Below are 17,106 nucleotides of genomic sequence, written 5' to 3'. Positions count from 1 at the left end.
ATAATTTCTTTTTGTCTTAAAAATCTCACCTTACAAATTCCATCTTAATTAATCTTTTTACTATCCACCCTCTGTCCTATGGTTGCATCCTCAACAGTTCGCATTAGTTCTCGCAAAAGTCAGCTAGCACTGGTACAAACGCATTGGGTACAAGCGGAACTAAGCAAAGCACATCCCGATCGCCAGTTTGATGTCGTCACCATGAGTACACAGGGCGATAAAATCCTTGACGTAGCGTTAGCCAAAATTGGTGATAAGGGCTTATTTACTAAAGAATTAGAAGTCTCAATGCTGACTAAGGAGTCAGACCTTGCAGTCCATAGTCTTAAAGATTTACCAACTCATTTACCAGAGGGACTAATTCTTGGTGCAGTAACTGAACGTGAAGATCCTGCCGATGCCTTAGTTGTTCATGAAAAGTTGAAGGATAAAACCCTCGCAACTCTGCCATCAGGCACTGTAGTTGGTACATCTTCACTGCGCCGCTTAGCTCAGTTACGCCATTACTATCCTCACCTCACCTTTAAGGATGTACGTGGTAACCTGAATACGCGCTTGCAAAAGCTTGATTCTGGTGAGTACGATGCACTAATTCTTGCAGCCGCAGGTTTGCGTCGTTTGGGAATGGGTGATCGCGTACATGAGGTAATCGATGGAGAAATTTCACTTCACGCGGTTGGACAGGGTGCGTTAGGAATTGAGTGCCGTGCTGAAGACCCCGATATCTTGGCTTTGTTTACGCCAATCATCCACTATCCCACCACACAACGCTGCCTCGCTGAGCGTGCTTTCTTACGTGAGCTTGAAGGTGGTTGCCAAGTTCCTATTGGTGTAAATACTTCCATTACTGCTGATAAGTTGACTCTTAAAGGAATTGTCGCTAGTCTTGATGGAAAGACTCTAGTTAGGGGTGAAGTAACAGGCGATCTGACTAATCCTGAAGCGATCGGAGCAGAACTTGCTGACGACTTAAAATCTAAGGGCGCTCAAGACATTCTCAATAAGATCTTTGCTGAAGTGCGTGTTTAGGAACGCACAGTAAGGAAGCAAATTTTTGTGGTGCGGCTCTGCCGCACCACAAAAATTTGCTTGTCTATTTAAATCGCAAAACTCTTTAAATTCATGCTTAATACCAAAACCCAAATAGTGTGAGGCGGCGCTTCGCGCCGCCTCACACTATTTGGGTTTTGACTTGTCCTGATACAGGTGACTATAGCTATACCTTGCAATGCGGCTTTCAAAAAACCGATTTTGGTGTTTCTAGCGCCGAAGGCGCTAGAAACACCAAAATCGGTTTCATAATGAGAATTGATGCTTTTTTGTGGAAGTCATATTAAAAATGCGAAAAAGAGAGTAAAATTGTAGATTCTTAAACAAAGTTTTATAGGTTGTAGTACTCACAGCACAGCAACCTATAAAAATCAATAATTGAGTTGATAGCGTTGTGCAGTCTGACTATTTAGAACGAATTCTCAAAGCTCGCGTGTATGATGTCGCGCAAGAATCTCCCTTAGAATTGGCTCCCAATCTATCGGTAAGATTAAATAATCGACTGTTACTTAAAAGAGAAGATATGCAATCAGTTTTCTCCTTTAAGTTACGTGGTGCTTATAACAAAATGGCGCAATTGCCCCATGATTTGCTCATGAAAGGTGTAATCGCTGCGTCAGCAGGCAATCATGCTCAGGGTGTGGCTCTTAGCGCTCGTGAGTTAGGTACAAAAGCGATTATTGTCATGCCTGTGACTACACCACAGGTGAAAGTAAACGCGGTAAAAATGCGCGGTGGTGAAGTGGTCTTGTATGGCGATACCTATGACGATGCCTATGCCTATGCCCGTCAATTGGAAGCGGAAAAGAATTTAACTTTTATTCATCCCTTTGATGATCCTGATGTAATTGCGGGACAGGGAACGATTGGTATGGAGATTTTGCGCCAATATCAGAAGCCAATCCATGCAATTTTTGTGGCGATCGGTGGTGGTGGATTGATTTCGGGTGTGGCTGCCTATGTGAAGCGGCTACGACCTGAGATTAAAATTATTGGTGTGGAACCTGTGGACTCTGATGCGATGTCACGATCGCTACAGGCTGGGCATCGAGTGCGCCTCGATCAAGTTGGTTTGTTTGCTGATGGGGTGGCAGTGCGCGAAGTTGGTAAAGAGACATTTCGGCTTTGTCAGCAATATGTCGATGAAATTTTGTTAGTTGATACCGATAATACCTGTGCAGCGATCAAGGATGTTTTTGAAGATACACGCTCGATTTTAGAACCTGCTGGAGCCTTGGCGATCGCAGGGGCAAAGGCTTATGTTGAACGTGAGGGCATCGCAGGACAAACCCTAGTAGCGATCGCCTGTGGTGCGAATATGAACTTTGATCGCTTGCGGTTTGTTGCCGAACGTGCCGAATTAGGTGAAAATCGTGAAGCTATTTTTGCGGTAACTATTCCTGAACAGTCAGGGAGTTTGCGGAAATTTTGTGAACTGCTGGGCAAACGGAACTTAACTGAATTTAGCTATCGGATTGCTGATCAAGAAATTGCTCATATTTTTATTGGTGTGCAGATTGTTAATCGTGCTGATGCCGCAAATCTAGCAACCACTTTTGCTGAGAATGGATTTACTGCGATCGAGATTACGGATGATGAACTCACGAAACTGCATCTACGCCATATGGTCGGCGGGCGATCGCCTCTTGCAAATAATGAGCTACTCTATCGCTTTGAGTTTCCTGAGCGTCCAGGAGCTTTGATGAAGTTCGTCGGCTCCATGAGTCCTAACTGGAATATTAGCCTATTCCATTATCGAAACAATGGTGCAGATTATGGAAGGATTGTTGTGGGCGTGCAAGTACCACCATCAGAAATGGAAGAGTGGCAAGCATTTCTCGATACTCTCGGTTATCGCTACTGGGATGAAAGCCAAAATCCAGTCTATAAGTTGTTCTTAGGTTGAGTTTTGTTTGTTAAGTAGCTCACCATAATTAAACCCTAAAACCAGAAGCTGTCCCGCCCGCTATGCGGGCGGGACAGCTTTCTAGGTTTTTAGTTTACTTATGCCTAGCTACTTTCAGTTAAAATAAAGAATCATCTTTTTTGTTGCTTGGCAAAGCTAATCAACAAAAAAGATGATTCTTTATCACAGCAATTATTGATCCTTTAGAGCAATTGTTAGTTTAGGAGCATATATTTATGGGCGAGTCAAAACGCCGTAAGCAGGTCTTAGGTGATGACTATGGTAAGACTGAGCCGATCGCATCTTGGATACCTTTCTTAACCAAAGACAAGGCAAATAAATTTGTCGAAGTTTCTACCCAAGCGGCTTGGTATGGCATTGGTGCAACCGCCTTAATCTGGGTGACAATTCGGTTTATTGGTCCCGCCTTTGGTTGGTGGCATCTTGCCGATTAATCTATGACCTGTCATCTACTAATTCCTGCGGCGGGTAGCGGCAAACGCATGGGAGCCGATTGCAACAAGCTGCTATTACCTTTACTCGGCAAGCCAATTTTGCAATGGACTCTAGAAGCAGCGATCGCTTCTGAGGCGATCGCTTGGATTGGCGTAATGGGACAACCCCATGACTATCCAGAGTTTCAAAAGATTTTTAATGAGATCAGTCAACTGAAGCCAATTCGACTGATTCAAGGTGGAGCAACTCGTCAAGCTTCGGTATTCAATGGTTTAAAAGCTTTGCCGATAGATTGCGATCACGTCTTAATCCATGATGGTGCGAGATGCTTGGTGACACCTGAACTATTTGATCGTTGCGATGTGGCTTTGCAAAAGATGCAAGGTTTTATTGCGGCTGTGCCAGTCAAAGATACGATTAAAGTCGTCGATGGCTTAACCATTGTTGATACCCCCAATCGCGATCATCTTTGGGCGGCACAAACGCCCCAAGGTTTCCAACTAGACGTAATCAAAAATGCTCATCTCACTGCCTTGGAACTAGGGTGGGAAGTTACTGATGATGCGGCTTTATTAGAAAAAGTTGGCTTAGCAGTACAGATCGTTATGGGTGAAGAAACTAATCTCAAAGTGACTACACCTCAAGATTTAGCGATCGCTGAATTCATTTTAAACCAGCGGAATTGATATAGTTGTCGCCATTCTTGTTAGTAAAATAGTGTAAGGCGGCGCTTCGCGCCGCCTTACACTATTTGGGGTTTATTTTGTACTGATACGGGTGGCTATAGCTACAAAAAAGAAGAGAGAACTTTTTAAGTTCTCTCTTCTTTGTTATGGATAAGGACATCTTAACTTTAAGAAATCTTCTCTCATCCAACCCTTATAAGGACTTGCTCGAAATCTGGTCGTTAAATACCAAGTCTTCCCTTCGCTATCTTTGCGACTAAGCGGAGCTATGACTCCACTCTTGTCTTGATCATCATTAGCCACAATCACAAGGTTACCCACCGATACCGTGCCGATCACATTAAAAATAGTCCCTGCGCCTGATCGGATATTTACTTGTGAGCCAATATCTTGACCAATAACATCAGCAACGCAGCTTTTGGCTGTGACGGATTGAGCGCTTACCGTAGCGGTAAATTGGGTTGAGAATACAGCTAGAGTGGCGATCGGGGCCAGGAATAGAGCGCAAATTATAGGTTTCATAGATGACATCCCAAACTGAGTCTTTAAGATTAAGATGAGGGCTTAGGGATTCACCATAAAACAAAGAACTGATTTTTGATGGCGCGGCTTCGCTGTGCCATCAAAAATCAGTTCTTCATTTAAGCCACTCATTTTAAATTCTAAGATTTGAGACTTCTCAATACGACCAAGAGTTCCGAATCTTCACGCTTAAAAACGGGCAGAAATTCAATATGCTTATAACGGATGATGCCATGAATATCGATGATGCAATAGGCGCGTTTACTGCCAAACAAACTGGAAACCCCGTACTTTTTACAAACCTCTTGGTTGCGATCGCTTAGCAAGGGGAACTGTAAACCTAACTTTTTAGAAAACTCAATATGTTTCTCAATTGGATCGGTGCTAATGCCAAGGATTTCTGCTCCAGCTTCCCGAAATTTTGTCCAATCATCTGCGAAACATTGCATCTCACTGGTGCAAAGAGGAGAAAAATCTCCTGGATAAAAGGCTAGTACAACATTGGTCTTACCTTCGTAGCGGCTGAGGGTAATATCACCGCGATCGCTAGGTAAAGTAAAATCTGGAGCTTTTTGACCGACTTCGACAGACATAGAGTTTCCTGTATTACCTTTTGATTTGGGGTTTAGACTGGAGCATAGTATTTGGTTCACAGCCACTCATCATCTTATCAAGAATAACTACCATGGAAAGCCCTGACATTAATTCTCCTAGTCACGCCATAACTGTTCAGCTATCTAGTGAACTCTATGCAAGCTTGGTCGAAAAAACTAAAATTACTGGTAAAACGGAGGCAGAGTTAGTAATTCAGGGTTTACATTATATTTTGGGTAACAGGTTAGGATCAACTTTTGTTCAACAGGAAGAACTTGAACGCTTTTCAGCCTTAGAAGCTACCCTAGAGCAAAAACTCAAGCAATATGTAGAACATTTAATTAAAGATCGAGTTTCGTCATCTGAGTTGGTTGAGACTTCATCCCAAAGCAGTCTTAGCCAAGATTTAGACAACAAGAGAAATATGCCTATCCCCACAATTCGACCATTACAAGTTGGCGATCGCGTGTTGATTTTGGAACCAGATAGCCCTTACTACATGGCAAAGCTGCTGGTGATCAGGACTAGCTTAATTCGAGCAACGGTGGACACGGAAACAGGTGAGAAAACATTTTTAAAACGAGATTTGCGATTTGTAGAAGCTGCCAATGAAGAGTGATACCAATTCACAAAAGTGTCGTCACACTTTTGTGAATTAAAAAACAAACCCAACAAATCATCCAAAAGCACAAAATGGCGTAGCCATTTTGTGCTTTTGGATGATTTGTATGATGGGTAGCGCTTCGCGCCGTTTATCATTTTTTGTTTTTGGGTAAAATCTTTGGCGATCGCAAGACTTTAATAATAGCTAATCCTGTAATAGCGCCATAGATTAATCCTTGCAAGGCACTAGCTAAGATTGTTGACCTCGACATATAGCCGAGATACAGCCCAAAAATACTCAAAGACAAAGCGATCGGACTGGCAAATAACCACAGTCCTGCGGCGCGAAATGATTTGAGTAACTGCCATTGGCAAATACTGACAATCATGCCAATGATCGCAAAATCAATCATCAAAATTGAGAGCGATGGAAAGCTTTGCCCCTGCGATCGCCATGATAGAGCAGGCACAAAAAAGACAATCATTAGCCCAATCGTCCAGCCACCAAGAGTTAACGGTAACCACCATTCCTTTTTTGGGGTAAAGCGATCTCGCAACACTACAGACTGAGCGATAGAAATCCCTACCCCATGCAGTATTTCATTGATAAAAATACGCGATCGCAGATCGTAAGGATCTTGCCAAACGAGGATAGGTAACATCGCATTGCCAATAATATTTGCAATCAGCCATAGCCACCAAAAGCTCCGTCCTACTTTTTTTGACATAGACTTTTGACATAGACTAAAGGAAAACAAGTTAAACCATGACAGATACAGTATCAGCTAAATTAACAGGTAAGAAAGCGATCGTTACTGGAGCAAGTAGTGGTATCGGCAAAGAAGTGGCATTGCGACTATTACAAGCTGGCGCACAGGTCAGTCTAGTTAGCCGCCATCCCGATCACATCCTTAGCATACCCGCAGGTAGTCATGCTAAAGGCTATGCCATAGACCTCGGTGATATTTCTCAAGTTGCCACAAAGATGCAAGCGATCGTTACGGAGATGGGCGGCGTAGATATTTTGATTAATAATGCAGGTATGGCGTATATCGGCGAATTAATTGATATGCCTCTGACCGAATGGCAGAAGTTGTTTGACCTGAATCTCACCAGTGTATTTCAATGCTTACAGACTGTATTGCCAACTATGCGATCGCAAAAGAGCGGCACGATTATTAACGTGGCTTCGATCGCAGGTAAGCAAGGTTTTCCCAATTGGGGCGCATATTGTGCAAGTAAATTTGCACTATTGGGTTTGACTCAGGCGATCGCCGCCGAGGAACAACCCCACGGCATCAAAGTTATGTCCATTTGTCCTGGTTCTGTCGATACGCCTCTATGGGATACTCTCGGCGATAAAGTGCCACCTAGTTTTAATCGTGCCGCTATGCTGCGACCTGCTACGGTAGCTGACTCGATCATGACTTTAATCAATCTGCCTGCCGATGCAATGATCAATGACCTTGTGCTAATGCCAAATGCAGGAACCTTTTAAATTCCAGCAAAAGGCTTTGGTTTGATATTTATAGCTGTCGCCATTCTTGTTAGGACAAAAGCAAAACCCAAGAAGAGAATGGCGGCGCTTCGCGCCGCCATTCTCTTCTTGGGTTTTATGTCCTTATACACTTGGCGACAGCTATATATCTTATGGATGGAATTAACTGAACCTTAACCCAGAAGCGCCTAAGCCACGAAGGAATAGTTTAGAATTATGTAGGCATATTAAATAACGATTGAAAAAGTTCAATCTATTGAGAGAAGCAATAACTCCCACTGATCTGCGAATATGGGAGAATATATTAAATTTTATAGTTTGAATCGCTAGTTAAACACCTTTTTATGCTGGTAGTTTCGATCTGACTCAAACACAAAATTTTGATGTTTATCTACTGTTTTCTCCGCATTTTTTAGCCTCTTCCTTCTTAAGTTAATTCACTAGACATCTAGTAAGTATCACCATGACGATCAGTATCTCTCGCCCTGTCAGTCCCACTTCTGAAAATGATTCAAAAGCCGCCAAAGTCCTTGAATCTCTACCTACCCGAAAAGCAATTTCACAAATTATTCGCGATCGTGTGATCGCGGCTGGCGATCCTTTTTTAGCCAATGACTCGATCTCTCATCACATCAGCGATATCGAACGAGAAGAACTCAAAAAAGAAATCGAAGGAAAGCTGCAAGGTGTTTTTGACTCATTGATTATTGATACTGCCAATGATCACAACACCAAAGAAACGGCTCGGCGGGTTGCCAAGATGTATGTGGATGAGGTTTTCAAAGGGCGTTATCATCCCATGCCCAAAGTTACAGATTTCCCCAATGCCAAAGAACTTGATGAGATCTATACCCTTGGTCCAATTACCGTGCGTTCAGCATGTTCTCACCACTTTGTGCCGATTGTAGGGCAAGCATGGATTGGTATCGTCCCTAGCGATCGCGTTATTGGCATCTCCAAATTTAACCGCATCGTAGATTGGGTGATGAGTCGTCCGCATATCCAAGAAGAAGCAGCGATCATGGTTGCCGATACGATTGAAAATCTGATTAAGCCTAAAGGTTTAGCATTTGTGATCAAGGCTCAGCATATGTGCATGACTTGGCGTGGAGTCAAAGAACCCGAAACCAAAATGGTTAACTCCATCGTGCGTGGTTCTTTCCGAAGTGACCCATCGATGAAAAAAGAATTCTTCGATCTGATTCGGGCGCATGGCTTTGGCGATTCGTAAGATATTTTGCACTTGAGAAAAACCCAGAGATTAGGATCAGTACTTTGTACCGTCCCTAACCTCTGGGTTTTAATTTGTGATGGCTAGCACTTATAGTGTTCTGTAGAAGAATTTATATTGAAGATAATGAAAAATTGGCTGAAGCGATCTTTTGACTTTATGTTATGTGTAGCGATCGCAAGTTGTATAAGCCTAAGTATATTTCTGGGAACAGTATTGGGTGATGCTCAGCCTGTGCAAGCAAAACTTACCGATGATACTTACGACGGCAATATCTTTGCCCTCTATGGAGGCAATGGCTCCATTGTGCCACCTCGGATTAGCTTAGCTCAATCCCTTGAGATAGGTCGTGCTGCCATGTTAGTTTTTTATGTCGATGACAGTGCAGACTGCAAACGCTTTTCGCCAATTCTCAACCTAGCCCAAGGCTTTTATGGCAAAACGATTAGTCTGATTGCCGTTCCTGTCGATAGTTTGGACTTACAACACAATAACTACACCCCAGCCGATGAAGCTTACTATTACAAAGGTACAGTCCCCCAAACGGTGCTGATCTCTGGAGATGGCAAAGTTGCTTACGATCGCGAAGGTTTATTTGGCTTTGAAGAACTCGACTCGGCAATTCGAGGGCTACTAGGTTTACCCGATGCGCCTCCAGAATTAAAATTCCGCAAAACCGATAAAGTCATCAACGAATTGAATCCTTAAATTGTAAAACCTCACTACTCACCCCTCTCTTTCCAAAGGAGAGGGGAAAAGAATCTAATATTTGCCCTTTTTCTTTATATGGCAGCAAATCCAGAAATTATTACCCCAGATATGGCGATCAATGACGATCTTGTAGATCTTGATTTGATTCGTCAACAGCTAGCCAATCGCGCTCAACAATTATCAATTCCTCAGATCGAGAAGCATTTATTTTTATGCGCTGACCAGACTAAACCGCTCTGCTGTCAAAAAGAAGTTGGTTTGCAAGCATGGGACTATCTCAAACGACGGATTAAAGAACTTGATCTCGAAGTCAAAGTATTTCGCACTAAAACTAATTGTTTGCGAGTATGCGATCGCGGACCAATTTTATTAGTCTATCCAGATGGTGTTTGGTATCACTCTGCTACTGCTGAGGTATTAGAGAGAGTACTGCAAGAACATATCATTGCTGGCAAAATCGTCTCAGACTATGCGTTTATTGAACCTGCTTAAAACCAAAAAAAGTAGCGGCGCTTCGCGCCGCTACTTTTTTTGGTTTTAAGACTTTTATTGAGAAAGAGCAGATTTGCGGGAGTCAAATAGCTCTAAAACTGCGCTCTTGATCATGGACATTACATAAGGATCACAGCTTGCAAGCAAATCCTCGGAAGTTAAGTTGCCCTTAAAAAATTCCTTAGACAGATTTAACATACGTTGCATTTCTGGAAAGCCAATTGATTTCACCATAAAAGTTGCCACAGGTGAATTTTTCACATCGTAGCTAGAATCAACCTTTCGTCCCTTATCTAAAAGTTCCAAAACTTCAATTTCGATAGGATTTGAAGGTTGGTGAGGCGTGGTAATTGGTGGTAATAATTGCCCTAATCCCATTACTGTTTTGCCTGGGACTGGTAATTCCCCCATCATTGTGGAAAGCGAAATATCATGCCCAATCCGAAATGATAGTGCTTCTAAAATCGCGATCGAAGTTAGTTTTGTTCCTAAATACAATCTTGACACTTCTAGATTGTACTGAGTTTGGGCAAGTAACTTGTAATAGGTTTTATCATCAGGTTCATTGCGATAGCGACGAAAAACGATTTCAGGTGAAAGGAAGTTCATAAATCCTTCCATTTTTTGAATAGAAACTCGATAGCCATGCACACTATAGGAGTTGACGTTTTTTAGATCATGGTTGGTCTCTGGAATCAAGTTCCAAGTGTTATCGAGAAAACGCGATGGCTTAGGACTAGCAAAGTTTTCTACATCGCGATTGGATAGACGGACAGCCCTCTTGACAATTTCCGCAATTTCTTGATCACCCCACCCAAATTTAAATGCTTCATTAGCATTAACTAAGCGCCCGAATAGTAGATCAGAACAAGTCAAACCTGACTCTAATTTGGGACGAAACGGAATTGTGGCTTCAATGCAAGCAGCTATTTCCGTCAATTTAGAGAGAGGCAGCATATTTTCTAGAGCTTTGATCGCGATGAGCGCACTTAGAAACTCATTTTGCCCAGACATTGGCAGCAGAGGCTGTCCCTGCTTAAACCCAAATAGCATTGTTACCATTTTAAAAATGGTGTCTTCTTGAAGCTCAGGAGGATCAAGAATGACCAATTGTTCACGATCTTGTTTGATATAGGGTGAAATGTAACGACTAATATTGACGCTGATACCTTGATCAACTTGGACATAAACTAGATCGTGAAATAAAGCTGATATTACCTCGATCGCATCCCCCCCTTCGCCAACCTCAAAAATATGATTTGGCGTGTGAAACGATCGCCAAGGGCCAGTCATGGTCTGAATGATCAAATTGGAGATTTTGGTTAATTCTGATTGGTCAGCTTGACCATCTAGGTCAGCGATCGCTTGCGTTAAGCAATCTAGACATTTTTGTTTATCCTTTGCAGTACTCATCCAATCCTCTCCGCATTTAACTTCATTCGTATTTACAGCGTTTTTCCGAGCATCTCAACCACAAAATGCTGTTGATTATCTAGACAATTAGTGACAATTCCCTAATTATTGGCTACTAAATTTGTTGATATTTTTTTAAGCGCTGGGCGCTGTAGGCTCTGTATGGCATGAAACTTAAACCGACTTATCTTAATATTGATGACCGATTGGATTTGTGTAATTTTGCTTGGATCTTTTAATTAATGCAAAAGATGAACAGCACTAGGCATATCCCACTCCTAACATATTAATACGACGCTTTGAAGATGACAGAAAATCTAACATAATCTGTTGATATCTGATGATATCTGAGCATAAGTCGTTGATCAAACCCTAAAACCTATGATGCTCGCGCAGCATGAGCTACAGGTTTTACCCACTTAATTTATACCAAAACATAAAATGGTGTAACCGTTTTGTGTTTTTAAAAATCCTTATAGCGTTTATCAGTCTAGTGAAGTACGGGTTTGTTTCCCCGCCGAAGGCGGGGAAACAAGCCTTTGTGCCTCGCTTGCTTGAAAAGCGCTATAAGTAACTAGCCCAACTAACTATAAAACCCCAAAATATTTACCATTTGCTGTGCGGGCGGTGCAGATTCTGGTTCTATTTTTTATTTATGCCTAGCTACTTAATGGGTTTGATTTTTAATTCACAAAAGTAGACTCTCACTTTTGTGAATAGGTATTACTTATGATTCATTAAGTTTGGGGTTATGTATATCGTTAGTTTGGCTGGCAATTGCCAGAAAAATCTAGTGATTACTCTTCTCAGTCCCAGTTTTTAGATTTTGAGATATTCTTAAGCTAAGGATTATGGTTATCGTCTCTTATCCGAGCTACAAGAGATTTTTTGAAAGTGCTGCTTTGCAACACTTTCAAAAAATCTCTTGATTTGGGTTTGAGTGCAAAGCGCGTTAATACCAATTCACAAAAGTGTGACAACACCTTTGTAAATTGAAAACCAAACCCAGCAAGGGTTTTAAAAGTACAAAATGGCATAGCCATTTTGTACTTTGGTATAAAAGTATCGCGAGTGACTATGCCTAATGTTTGTTTTTTGTAAGTTGGGGAAAAAAAATTGTCACTAACAATGTCACAACGAATCAGCGATCGCTTGGTGCTATCCAATGGCATTGTGGTCTTAGTAACCGAAAACCCCACGGCTGATATTATTGCGGCGCGTTGCTTTTTTGCAGGTGGTGAGCGTGTCCAAACCATAGATAAAGCAGGACTGACCCATCTAGCCGCATCAATTATGACCCGTGGCACTGAGAAATATTCCTCGTTAGAGATTGCCGAACAGGTGGAGTCAATTGGCGCGTCACTGGGTACAGAATGCTCAAGTGATTATTTCTTGCTGTCCTTAAAAACAATTTCGTCGGATTTCCAAGACATGTTGTTGCTGGGATCAGAGATTTTGCGATCGCCTAGTTATCCCGATCATGAGCTTGATCTGGAGAGGAGACTTACGATTCAATCGATCCGATCACAGCAGGAGCGACCATTTACGATCGCTTACGATCATTTGCAGCATTTAATGTATGGGGATCATCCATATGGATTTTCTAGTCTTGGCACAGAGGCAACCGTTAGCCAACTTACTCGTAATGATTTAGTTGATTTTCATCAAACTTATTTGCGCCCCGATCAGATGGTGGTCAGCATCGCAGGTAAGATTTCATCTGAGCAAGCCCTCTCTCTTGTGGGTGAAGCCTTTGGTGATTGGAAAAAGCCTACTCAACCAAACGTTATTTCTACGCCTACACCCAATTTCCAGCCGCAACTCGTTACCCATGAGCAGGATACACAACAGGCGATCGTGATGATTGGTTATCCTGCGCCATCGGTCAGTTCGCCTGATTATGCAGCGCTGAAGATCATTTCCACCTATTTGGGCAATGGTTTATCGAGTCGTCTGTTTGTGGAATTGCGTGAAAAGCGAGGACTTGCTTACGAAGTGTCAGCTTTTTATCCTACCCGTTTAGAGACCTCGCAATTTGTTGCCTATATGGGAACAGCTTCGCACAATACAGGGACGGCTCTAGAAGGGTTGCGCTATGAGTGTGAACGACTTGCGAAGGTAGCGATTACCGAAGATGAGTTGGCAATTTGTCAGAGTAAATTGCTAGGACAATATGCTCTCGGTAAGCAAACCAATGGTCAAATTGCTCAAGTGTATGGCTGGTATGAGGTCATGGGCTTAGGGCTAGAGTTTGATCGCAAATTTGTTGAGGAGATCGAAGGAGTAACGATCGCTGATGTCCAAAGCGCGGCGCAAAAATATTTTGTAACACCTGCTATTTCCATAGTTGGCTCGGCGGATGCTTTGAAACAGGTAAACTAGTTTTCAGTCAGCGCATCGCGCTGACTGAAAACTAGTTTACCTGTCGCCAGTCTCGTTAGGACACAAACCCAGAAGACGAGTTGCGGCGCAACTCGCTTCTTGGGTTTTGATTTGTCCTAATACAAATAGCGACAGCTATAATTTATATAAGGAGTACTTTTTTCTGTGTTGAATCTCAAAAATTATTGGACAGGTTTTCAAAAAGTGGCGATCGCTTTTTGTGTGATGCTAGCGCTAGTGGGTACGCTCTTGGCTCCCGTGTTAACTCAGCCAGCGATCGCTCAAACAGGATCTCAAGCTGCGGCACTCGCTGCTTCTGCTGAAAAGTTACAGCTGCTTAGCGATCGCTTTGATCGACTCGAAAAATTTGTATATTCTCAAAAGTGGAACGATATAATTACATACATTCACGGGCCCTTTGGTGAAATTCGTCGAGAGCTAAGATTAATCGCTAGTCAGTTGAGCAAAACTGAAAAAGAAACTGCTAACAGTTTGGCTAATAATCTATTTAAAAACTTTGTGATCCTTGATAATGCTGCTAAAGATAGAGATGCGATCGCAGCCGAGACTGCCTTTAAAAATGCTCTCCAAGATTTTGAAAGTATCGTTAATTTAGTAGGCTAATTAAAAAGGGATGCAAAGCATCCCTTTTTAATTAGCTAGGCATAAGTAAGCTAAAAACCTAGAAAGCTGTCCCGCCCGCGTAGCGGGCGGGACAGCTTCTGGTTTTAGGGTTTAATTATGGTGAGCTACTTAATTGTGGGTTTTATGCAAAGACCAATTTATCTCGATTGTCAAGCCACAACCCCAGTTGATGAGAGGGTGCTGGAGGCGATGTTGCCATATTTTCGGGAATCCTTTGGAAATCCTGCGAGTATTGGACATCTGTATGGTTGGGAAGCTGAAGCGGCGGTCAAATTAGCACGGGAAGCGATCGCTAATGCAATCAGTGCCACACCCGAAGAAATAATCTTTACCAGTGGTGCAACCGAAGCGAATAATCTGGCTCTTAAGGGAGTGGCTGAAGCTTATCACTCAAAAGGTCGGCATATCGTCACCGTCCAAACCGAACATAGCGCGGTGCTTGATCCCTGTACTTATTTGCAATCCCTTGGTTTTGAGATTACCTATTTACCTGTCAAAGCTGATGGCTTAATTGATTTAACGGAACTTGAAACTGCGATTCGTCCCGATACAATTTTAGTCTCGGTGATGGCGGCGAATAATGAAATTGGTGTGCTGCAACCGATCGCGGAAATTGGCAAAATCTGTCGCGATCGCCAAGTTTTATTTCACAGCGATGCGGCTCAAGCGATCGGTAAAATCCCCCTTGATGTGAATGTGATGCAGATTGATTTGATGTCGCTCACGGCTCACAAGATCTATGGAGCAAAGGGAATCGGTGCTTTATATGTGCGTCGTCGTCCTAGAGTGAGTCTTGCGCCGCAGTTACATGGTGGCGGACATGAACGGGGAATACGCTCTGGTACGCTCTACACGCCGCAAATTGTCGGTTTTGCGAAGGCTCTAGAAATTGCGATCGCTTCTCAAGATTCTGAGCAGCAACAAGCTTTGACTCTACGCGAACATCTGTGGCAAAGATTGAGTGAAATAGAAGGAATAATTCTCAATGGGTCTCGCACCCAAAGACTTGCAGGAAATCTCAATGTCAGTTTTACAGGAATTAATGGAGCTGCCTTAATGCTTGCCTTACAACCGATTGTTGCTGTTTCGTCAGGTTCTGCTTGTAGTTCTGCAAAAACTGCTCCTTCTCATGTTCTTACTGCTTTAGGTCATTCTAAGGAATTAGCCTATGCTTCCATTCGGTTTGGCATTGGGAGATTTAATACTTTTGATGAGATCGAAACTGTTGCTGATCATGTAATTGCTTCAGTGCGATCGCTACGAAAAGAGCTATAAACTTCCCAAAATCAAATCGCTATAGCGATTTGATTTTGGGATTATTTAATGTCGATGATGTGTCGGTAAATTTCTGTAAGGGGAACTTCTAGATTGAGACTGGGCAATGTAATCTTCTGTTCTAAGCGATCGCTTATTTGCAACTGCCAGATATCCCCATTCTCAGACTTAGAATACTGCTCAATCCTAAACGCCATGACTCAGAGCTTGTGATAAAATCGTAATGTAAGCTCAAAACCTTACTTAGAACTATGGATTCTTTAACGATCAGCTTAGAATCTGTCATCGATCTTACCGATGAACAGTTTTTTCAATTCTGTCGCAAAAACAGCGACCTCAGAATTGAACGCAATGCTCAAGGAGATATCACAATTATGGCTCCAGAAGGTGGTGGTACAGGAATGCGTAGTGCGAGCATTACTACCGATTTGTCAATTTGGAATCGTAAAACTAAGTTAGGCTTTACTTTTGGATCGTCAACGGGTTTTAAACTTCCCAATGGCAGCGATCGCTCTCCTGATGCTTCTTGGATATTGAAAGAGCGTTGGGAAGCGCTAACGACCGAGCAACAGTCTAAGTTTGCGCCTATTTGTCCAGATTTTGTAGTTGAATTGATGTCGCCTAGCGATAATCTGAAGGTCACGCAAGCCAAGATGCAGGAATATCAAGATAATGGTGCAAGGCTTGGTTGGCTGATTAATCGCAAAGATCGTGAAGTGGAAGTTTATCGGATTGGGAAACCTAAAGAGGTTATGCAAAATCCAAAGGATCTCGCTGGGGAAGATGTTTTGCCTGAGTTTGTTTTGAGTCTTGCGGAAATTTGGTAATGTGATACATTGAATGCGTGATCGCCCTAAGCAGCATGACTCAAAAGCTAAAGGGGAAAATTTAGTATAGGGTTAGCAGTCCTAAAGATTCGGTGTTGGTTAGATCTTGAATATCAAGATAGTGATTTCTTAAGATATTCTCAATTTCATTGGTTGAGCAGTTACCCCGTCGAATCCAAATTATTTTGGGTGGAAAGCCAAATAAAATCAGCAATTCATTGTAGTCGCCATCTTTGGTGACAATTGTAAAATCGTTTGTCTTCGCATATTGCCAGACTTGTCTATCTTCTACTTGGTCTAATCCTAGGCTGCATAAGCAAGACAAGCAAAAATATCTTCTTGAGTAAGGTATGGGAAGTCTCCAAGGACTTCTTGGTAGGTCATACCAGAGGCGAGATAGGACAGAACGTCATAAACGGTGATTCGCAATCCTCTGATGCAAGGTTTGCCACTGCGTTTTCCTGCTTCGATGGTGATGCGATCGCGATAGTTCATATTTTTTAGATTGCTTTTTATTGCTCGTTTTTTCATCATACCAATTTATTTTATCGGTTTATAATGCTGACACTGCGATCGCCCTAAGCACTATGACTCAAGAACCATAGTTCAAAAATTAGATTCGCTCATATGGGGAAGCAGGTGAAATGGCAAAATAGGAGGGAGTCATTTTCATGAATCGATAGAGATGCCATGATCAAATTTCCCCTGACGGAATGGCGTTGTTGCATAAAAAGGGTAAGGAAGGTTAAATTAGGTATTGATTAGGAGAGCAAAACCAGCAAATGACACAGAAATATGAGATCCGCAATTGGTCA

Annotated in this window: 20 protein-coding genes; 13 read left to right on the top strand and 7 right to left on the bottom strand. The window is 42.4% G+C overall.

Translation table 11 applies throughout. The features are described 5' to 3' along the window. Positions 1 to 78 precede the first annotated feature (78 nt). From hemC to ispD, 4 genes are all read left to right on the top strand, one after another. Positions 79 to 1,029, top strand: a complete 951-nt coding sequence (gene hemC, locus H6G05_RS13280; protein ID WP_190578629.1) for a hydroxymethylbilane synthase — start codon at positions 79 to 81, stop codon at positions 1,027 to 1,029. A 415-nt stretch (positions 1,030 to 1,444) separates the two neighbouring features. Then, positions 1,445 to 2,956 (top strand): threonine ammonia-lyase, biosynthetic, encoded by a 1,512-nt coding sequence (gene ilvA / locus H6G05_RS13275; protein WP_190578628.1) that lies wholly within the window; start codon positions 1,445 to 1,447, stop codon positions 2,954 to 2,956. 236 nt (positions 2,957 to 3,192) lie between these two features. Next, positions 3,193 to 3,411: a DUF2839 domain-containing protein gene (locus tag H6G05_RS13270; RefSeq protein ID WP_094535634.1), complete on the top strand. Its 219-nt coding sequence runs from the start codon at positions 3,193 to 3,195 to the stop codon at positions 3,409 to 3,411. A gap of 3 nt (positions 3,412 to 3,414) precedes the next feature. Then, on the top strand, positions 3,415 to 4,098 hold the full coding sequence (gene ispD / locus H6G05_RS13265; RefSeq protein WP_190578627.1) for a 2-C-methyl-D-erythritol 4-phosphate cytidylyltransferase: 684 nt from the start codon (positions 3,415 to 3,417) through the stop codon (positions 4,096 to 4,098). A gap of 144 nt (positions 4,099 to 4,242) precedes the next feature. Here the strand turns inward: ispD and H6G05_RS13260 are convergent, their stop codons facing one another. Further along, entirely contained in the window at positions 4,243 to 4,620 is a 378-nt protein-coding gene (locus tag H6G05_RS13260) for an SH3 domain-containing protein (protein WP_190578626.1), read from the bottom strand. 140 nt (positions 4,621 to 4,760) lie between these two features. Then, positions 4,761 to 5,213 (bottom strand): peroxiredoxin, encoded by a 453-nt coding sequence (locus H6G05_RS13255; RefSeq protein WP_094535637.1) that lies wholly within the window; start codon positions 5,211 to 5,213, stop codon positions 4,761 to 4,763. 92 nt (positions 5,214 to 5,305) lie between these two features. Here H6G05_RS13255 and H6G05_RS13250 point away from each other — a divergent pair, with 92 nt between their 5' ends. Further along, positions 5,306 to 5,833: a hypothetical protein gene (locus H6G05_RS13250; RefSeq protein ID WP_190578625.1), complete on the top strand. Its 528-nt coding sequence runs from the start codon at positions 5,306 to 5,308 to the stop codon at positions 5,831 to 5,833. 136 nt (positions 5,834 to 5,969) lie between these two features. Here H6G05_RS13250 and H6G05_RS13245 read toward each other — a convergent pair whose 3' ends face one another. Further along, the gene (locus H6G05_RS13245; RefSeq protein WP_190578624.1) at positions 5,970 to 6,545 is read right to left on the bottom strand and encodes a hypothetical protein; all 576 of its coding nucleotides are present in this window, start codon (positions 6,543 to 6,545) and stop codon (positions 5,970 to 5,972) included. A gap of 38 nt (positions 6,546 to 6,583) precedes the next feature. Here H6G05_RS13245 and H6G05_RS13240 point away from each other — a divergent pair, with 38 nt between their 5' ends. The 4 genes from H6G05_RS13240 to H6G05_RS13225 all read left to right on the top strand — a co-directional run bounded on the left by H6G05_RS13240 (position 6,584) and on the right by H6G05_RS13225 (position 9,749). Continuing rightward, complete coding sequence (locus tag H6G05_RS13240; RefSeq protein WP_190578623.1) at positions 6,584 to 7,315, top strand: SDR family oxidoreductase; 732 nt, start codon at positions 6,584 to 6,586, stop codon at positions 7,313 to 7,315. 463 nt (positions 7,316 to 7,778) lie between these two features. After that, on the top strand, positions 7,779 to 8,546 hold the full coding sequence (gene folE / locus H6G05_RS13235; protein WP_190578622.1) for a GTP cyclohydrolase I: 768 nt from the start codon (positions 7,779 to 7,781) through the stop codon (positions 8,544 to 8,546). Between the two features lie 126 nt (positions 8,547 to 8,672). Further along, the gene (locus H6G05_RS13230) at positions 8,673 to 9,254 is read left to right on the top strand and encodes a thylakoid membrane photosystem I accumulation factor (RefSeq protein WP_190578621.1); all 582 of its coding nucleotides are present in this window, start codon (positions 8,673 to 8,675) and stop codon (positions 9,252 to 9,254) included. Positions 9,255 to 9,332: 78 nt separating this feature from the next. Further along, entirely contained in the window at positions 9,333 to 9,749 is a 417-nt protein-coding gene (locus tag H6G05_RS13225; RefSeq protein WP_190578620.1) for a (2Fe-2S) ferredoxin domain-containing protein, read from the top strand. A 54-nt stretch (positions 9,750 to 9,803) separates the two neighbouring features. On the opposite strand, the gene H6G05_RS13220 is transcribed toward H6G05_RS13225, so the two are convergent. Next, positions 9,804 to 11,162 (bottom strand): hypothetical protein, encoded by a 1,359-nt coding sequence (locus H6G05_RS13220; RefSeq protein WP_190578619.1) that lies wholly within the window; start codon positions 11,160 to 11,162, stop codon positions 9,804 to 9,806. Positions 11,163 to 12,290: 1,128 nt separating this feature from the next. On the opposite strand from H6G05_RS13220, the gene H6G05_RS13215 reads away from it, so the two are divergent. The 3 genes from H6G05_RS13215 to H6G05_RS13205 all read left to right on the top strand — a co-directional run bounded on the left by H6G05_RS13215 (position 12,291) and on the right by H6G05_RS13205 (position 15,464). Then, positions 12,291 to 13,544, top strand: coding sequence for a M16 family metallopeptidase (locus H6G05_RS13215; RefSeq protein WP_190578618.1), 1,254 nt, complete (start codon positions 12,291 to 12,293; stop codon positions 13,542 to 13,544). A gap of 165 nt (positions 13,545 to 13,709) precedes the next feature. Then, positions 13,710 to 14,168, top strand: coding sequence for a photosystem II protein PsbQ (psbQ, locus tag H6G05_RS13210; RefSeq protein WP_190578617.1), 459 nt, complete (start codon positions 13,710 to 13,712; stop codon positions 14,166 to 14,168). A gap of 144 nt (positions 14,169 to 14,312) precedes the next feature. After that, on the top strand, positions 14,313 to 15,464 hold the full coding sequence (locus H6G05_RS13205; RefSeq protein WP_190578616.1) for an IscS subfamily cysteine desulfurase: 1,152 nt from the start codon (positions 14,313 to 14,315) through the stop codon (positions 15,462 to 15,464). 41 nt (positions 15,465 to 15,505) lie between these two features. On the opposite strand, the gene H6G05_RS13200 is transcribed toward H6G05_RS13205, so the two are convergent. Continuing rightward, on the bottom strand, positions 15,506 to 15,661 hold the full coding sequence (locus H6G05_RS13200; RefSeq protein WP_190578615.1) for a hypothetical protein: 156 nt from the start codon (positions 15,659 to 15,661) through the stop codon (positions 15,506 to 15,508). A gap of 54 nt (positions 15,662 to 15,715) precedes the next feature. Between H6G05_RS13200 and H6G05_RS13195 the strand changes: the two genes are divergently transcribed. After that, complete coding sequence (locus tag H6G05_RS13195) at positions 15,716 to 16,291, top strand: Uma2 family endonuclease (protein WP_190578614.1); 576 nt, start codon at positions 15,716 to 15,718, stop codon at positions 16,289 to 16,291. Between the two features lie 61 nt (positions 16,292 to 16,352). Here the strand turns inward: H6G05_RS13195 and H6G05_RS13190 are convergent, their stop codons facing one another. Next, positions 16,353 to 16,616 carry a DUF5615 family PIN-like protein gene (locus H6G05_RS13190; protein ID WP_199310521.1) on the bottom strand — a complete coding sequence of 88 codons (264 nt, stop codon included), beginning with the start codon at positions 16,614 to 16,616 and terminating at the stop codon, positions 16,353 to 16,355. Then, positions 16,595 to 16,786, bottom strand: coding sequence for a DUF433 domain-containing protein (locus H6G05_RS13185; protein ID WP_190578687.1), 192 nt, complete (start codon positions 16,784 to 16,786; stop codon positions 16,595 to 16,597). The genes H6G05_RS13190 and H6G05_RS13185 overlap by 22 nt, the downstream gene beginning before the upstream one ends. Between the last annotated feature and the right edge of the window lie 320 nt (positions 16,787 to 17,106).

The organism is Phormidium tenue FACHB-1050 (assembly GCF_014696925.1).
GTDB lineage: Bacteria > Cyanobacteriota > Cyanobacteriia > Pseudanabaenales > Pseudanabaenaceae > Pseudanabaena.
This window is presented reverse-complemented; position numbering and strand designations above follow the sequence as displayed.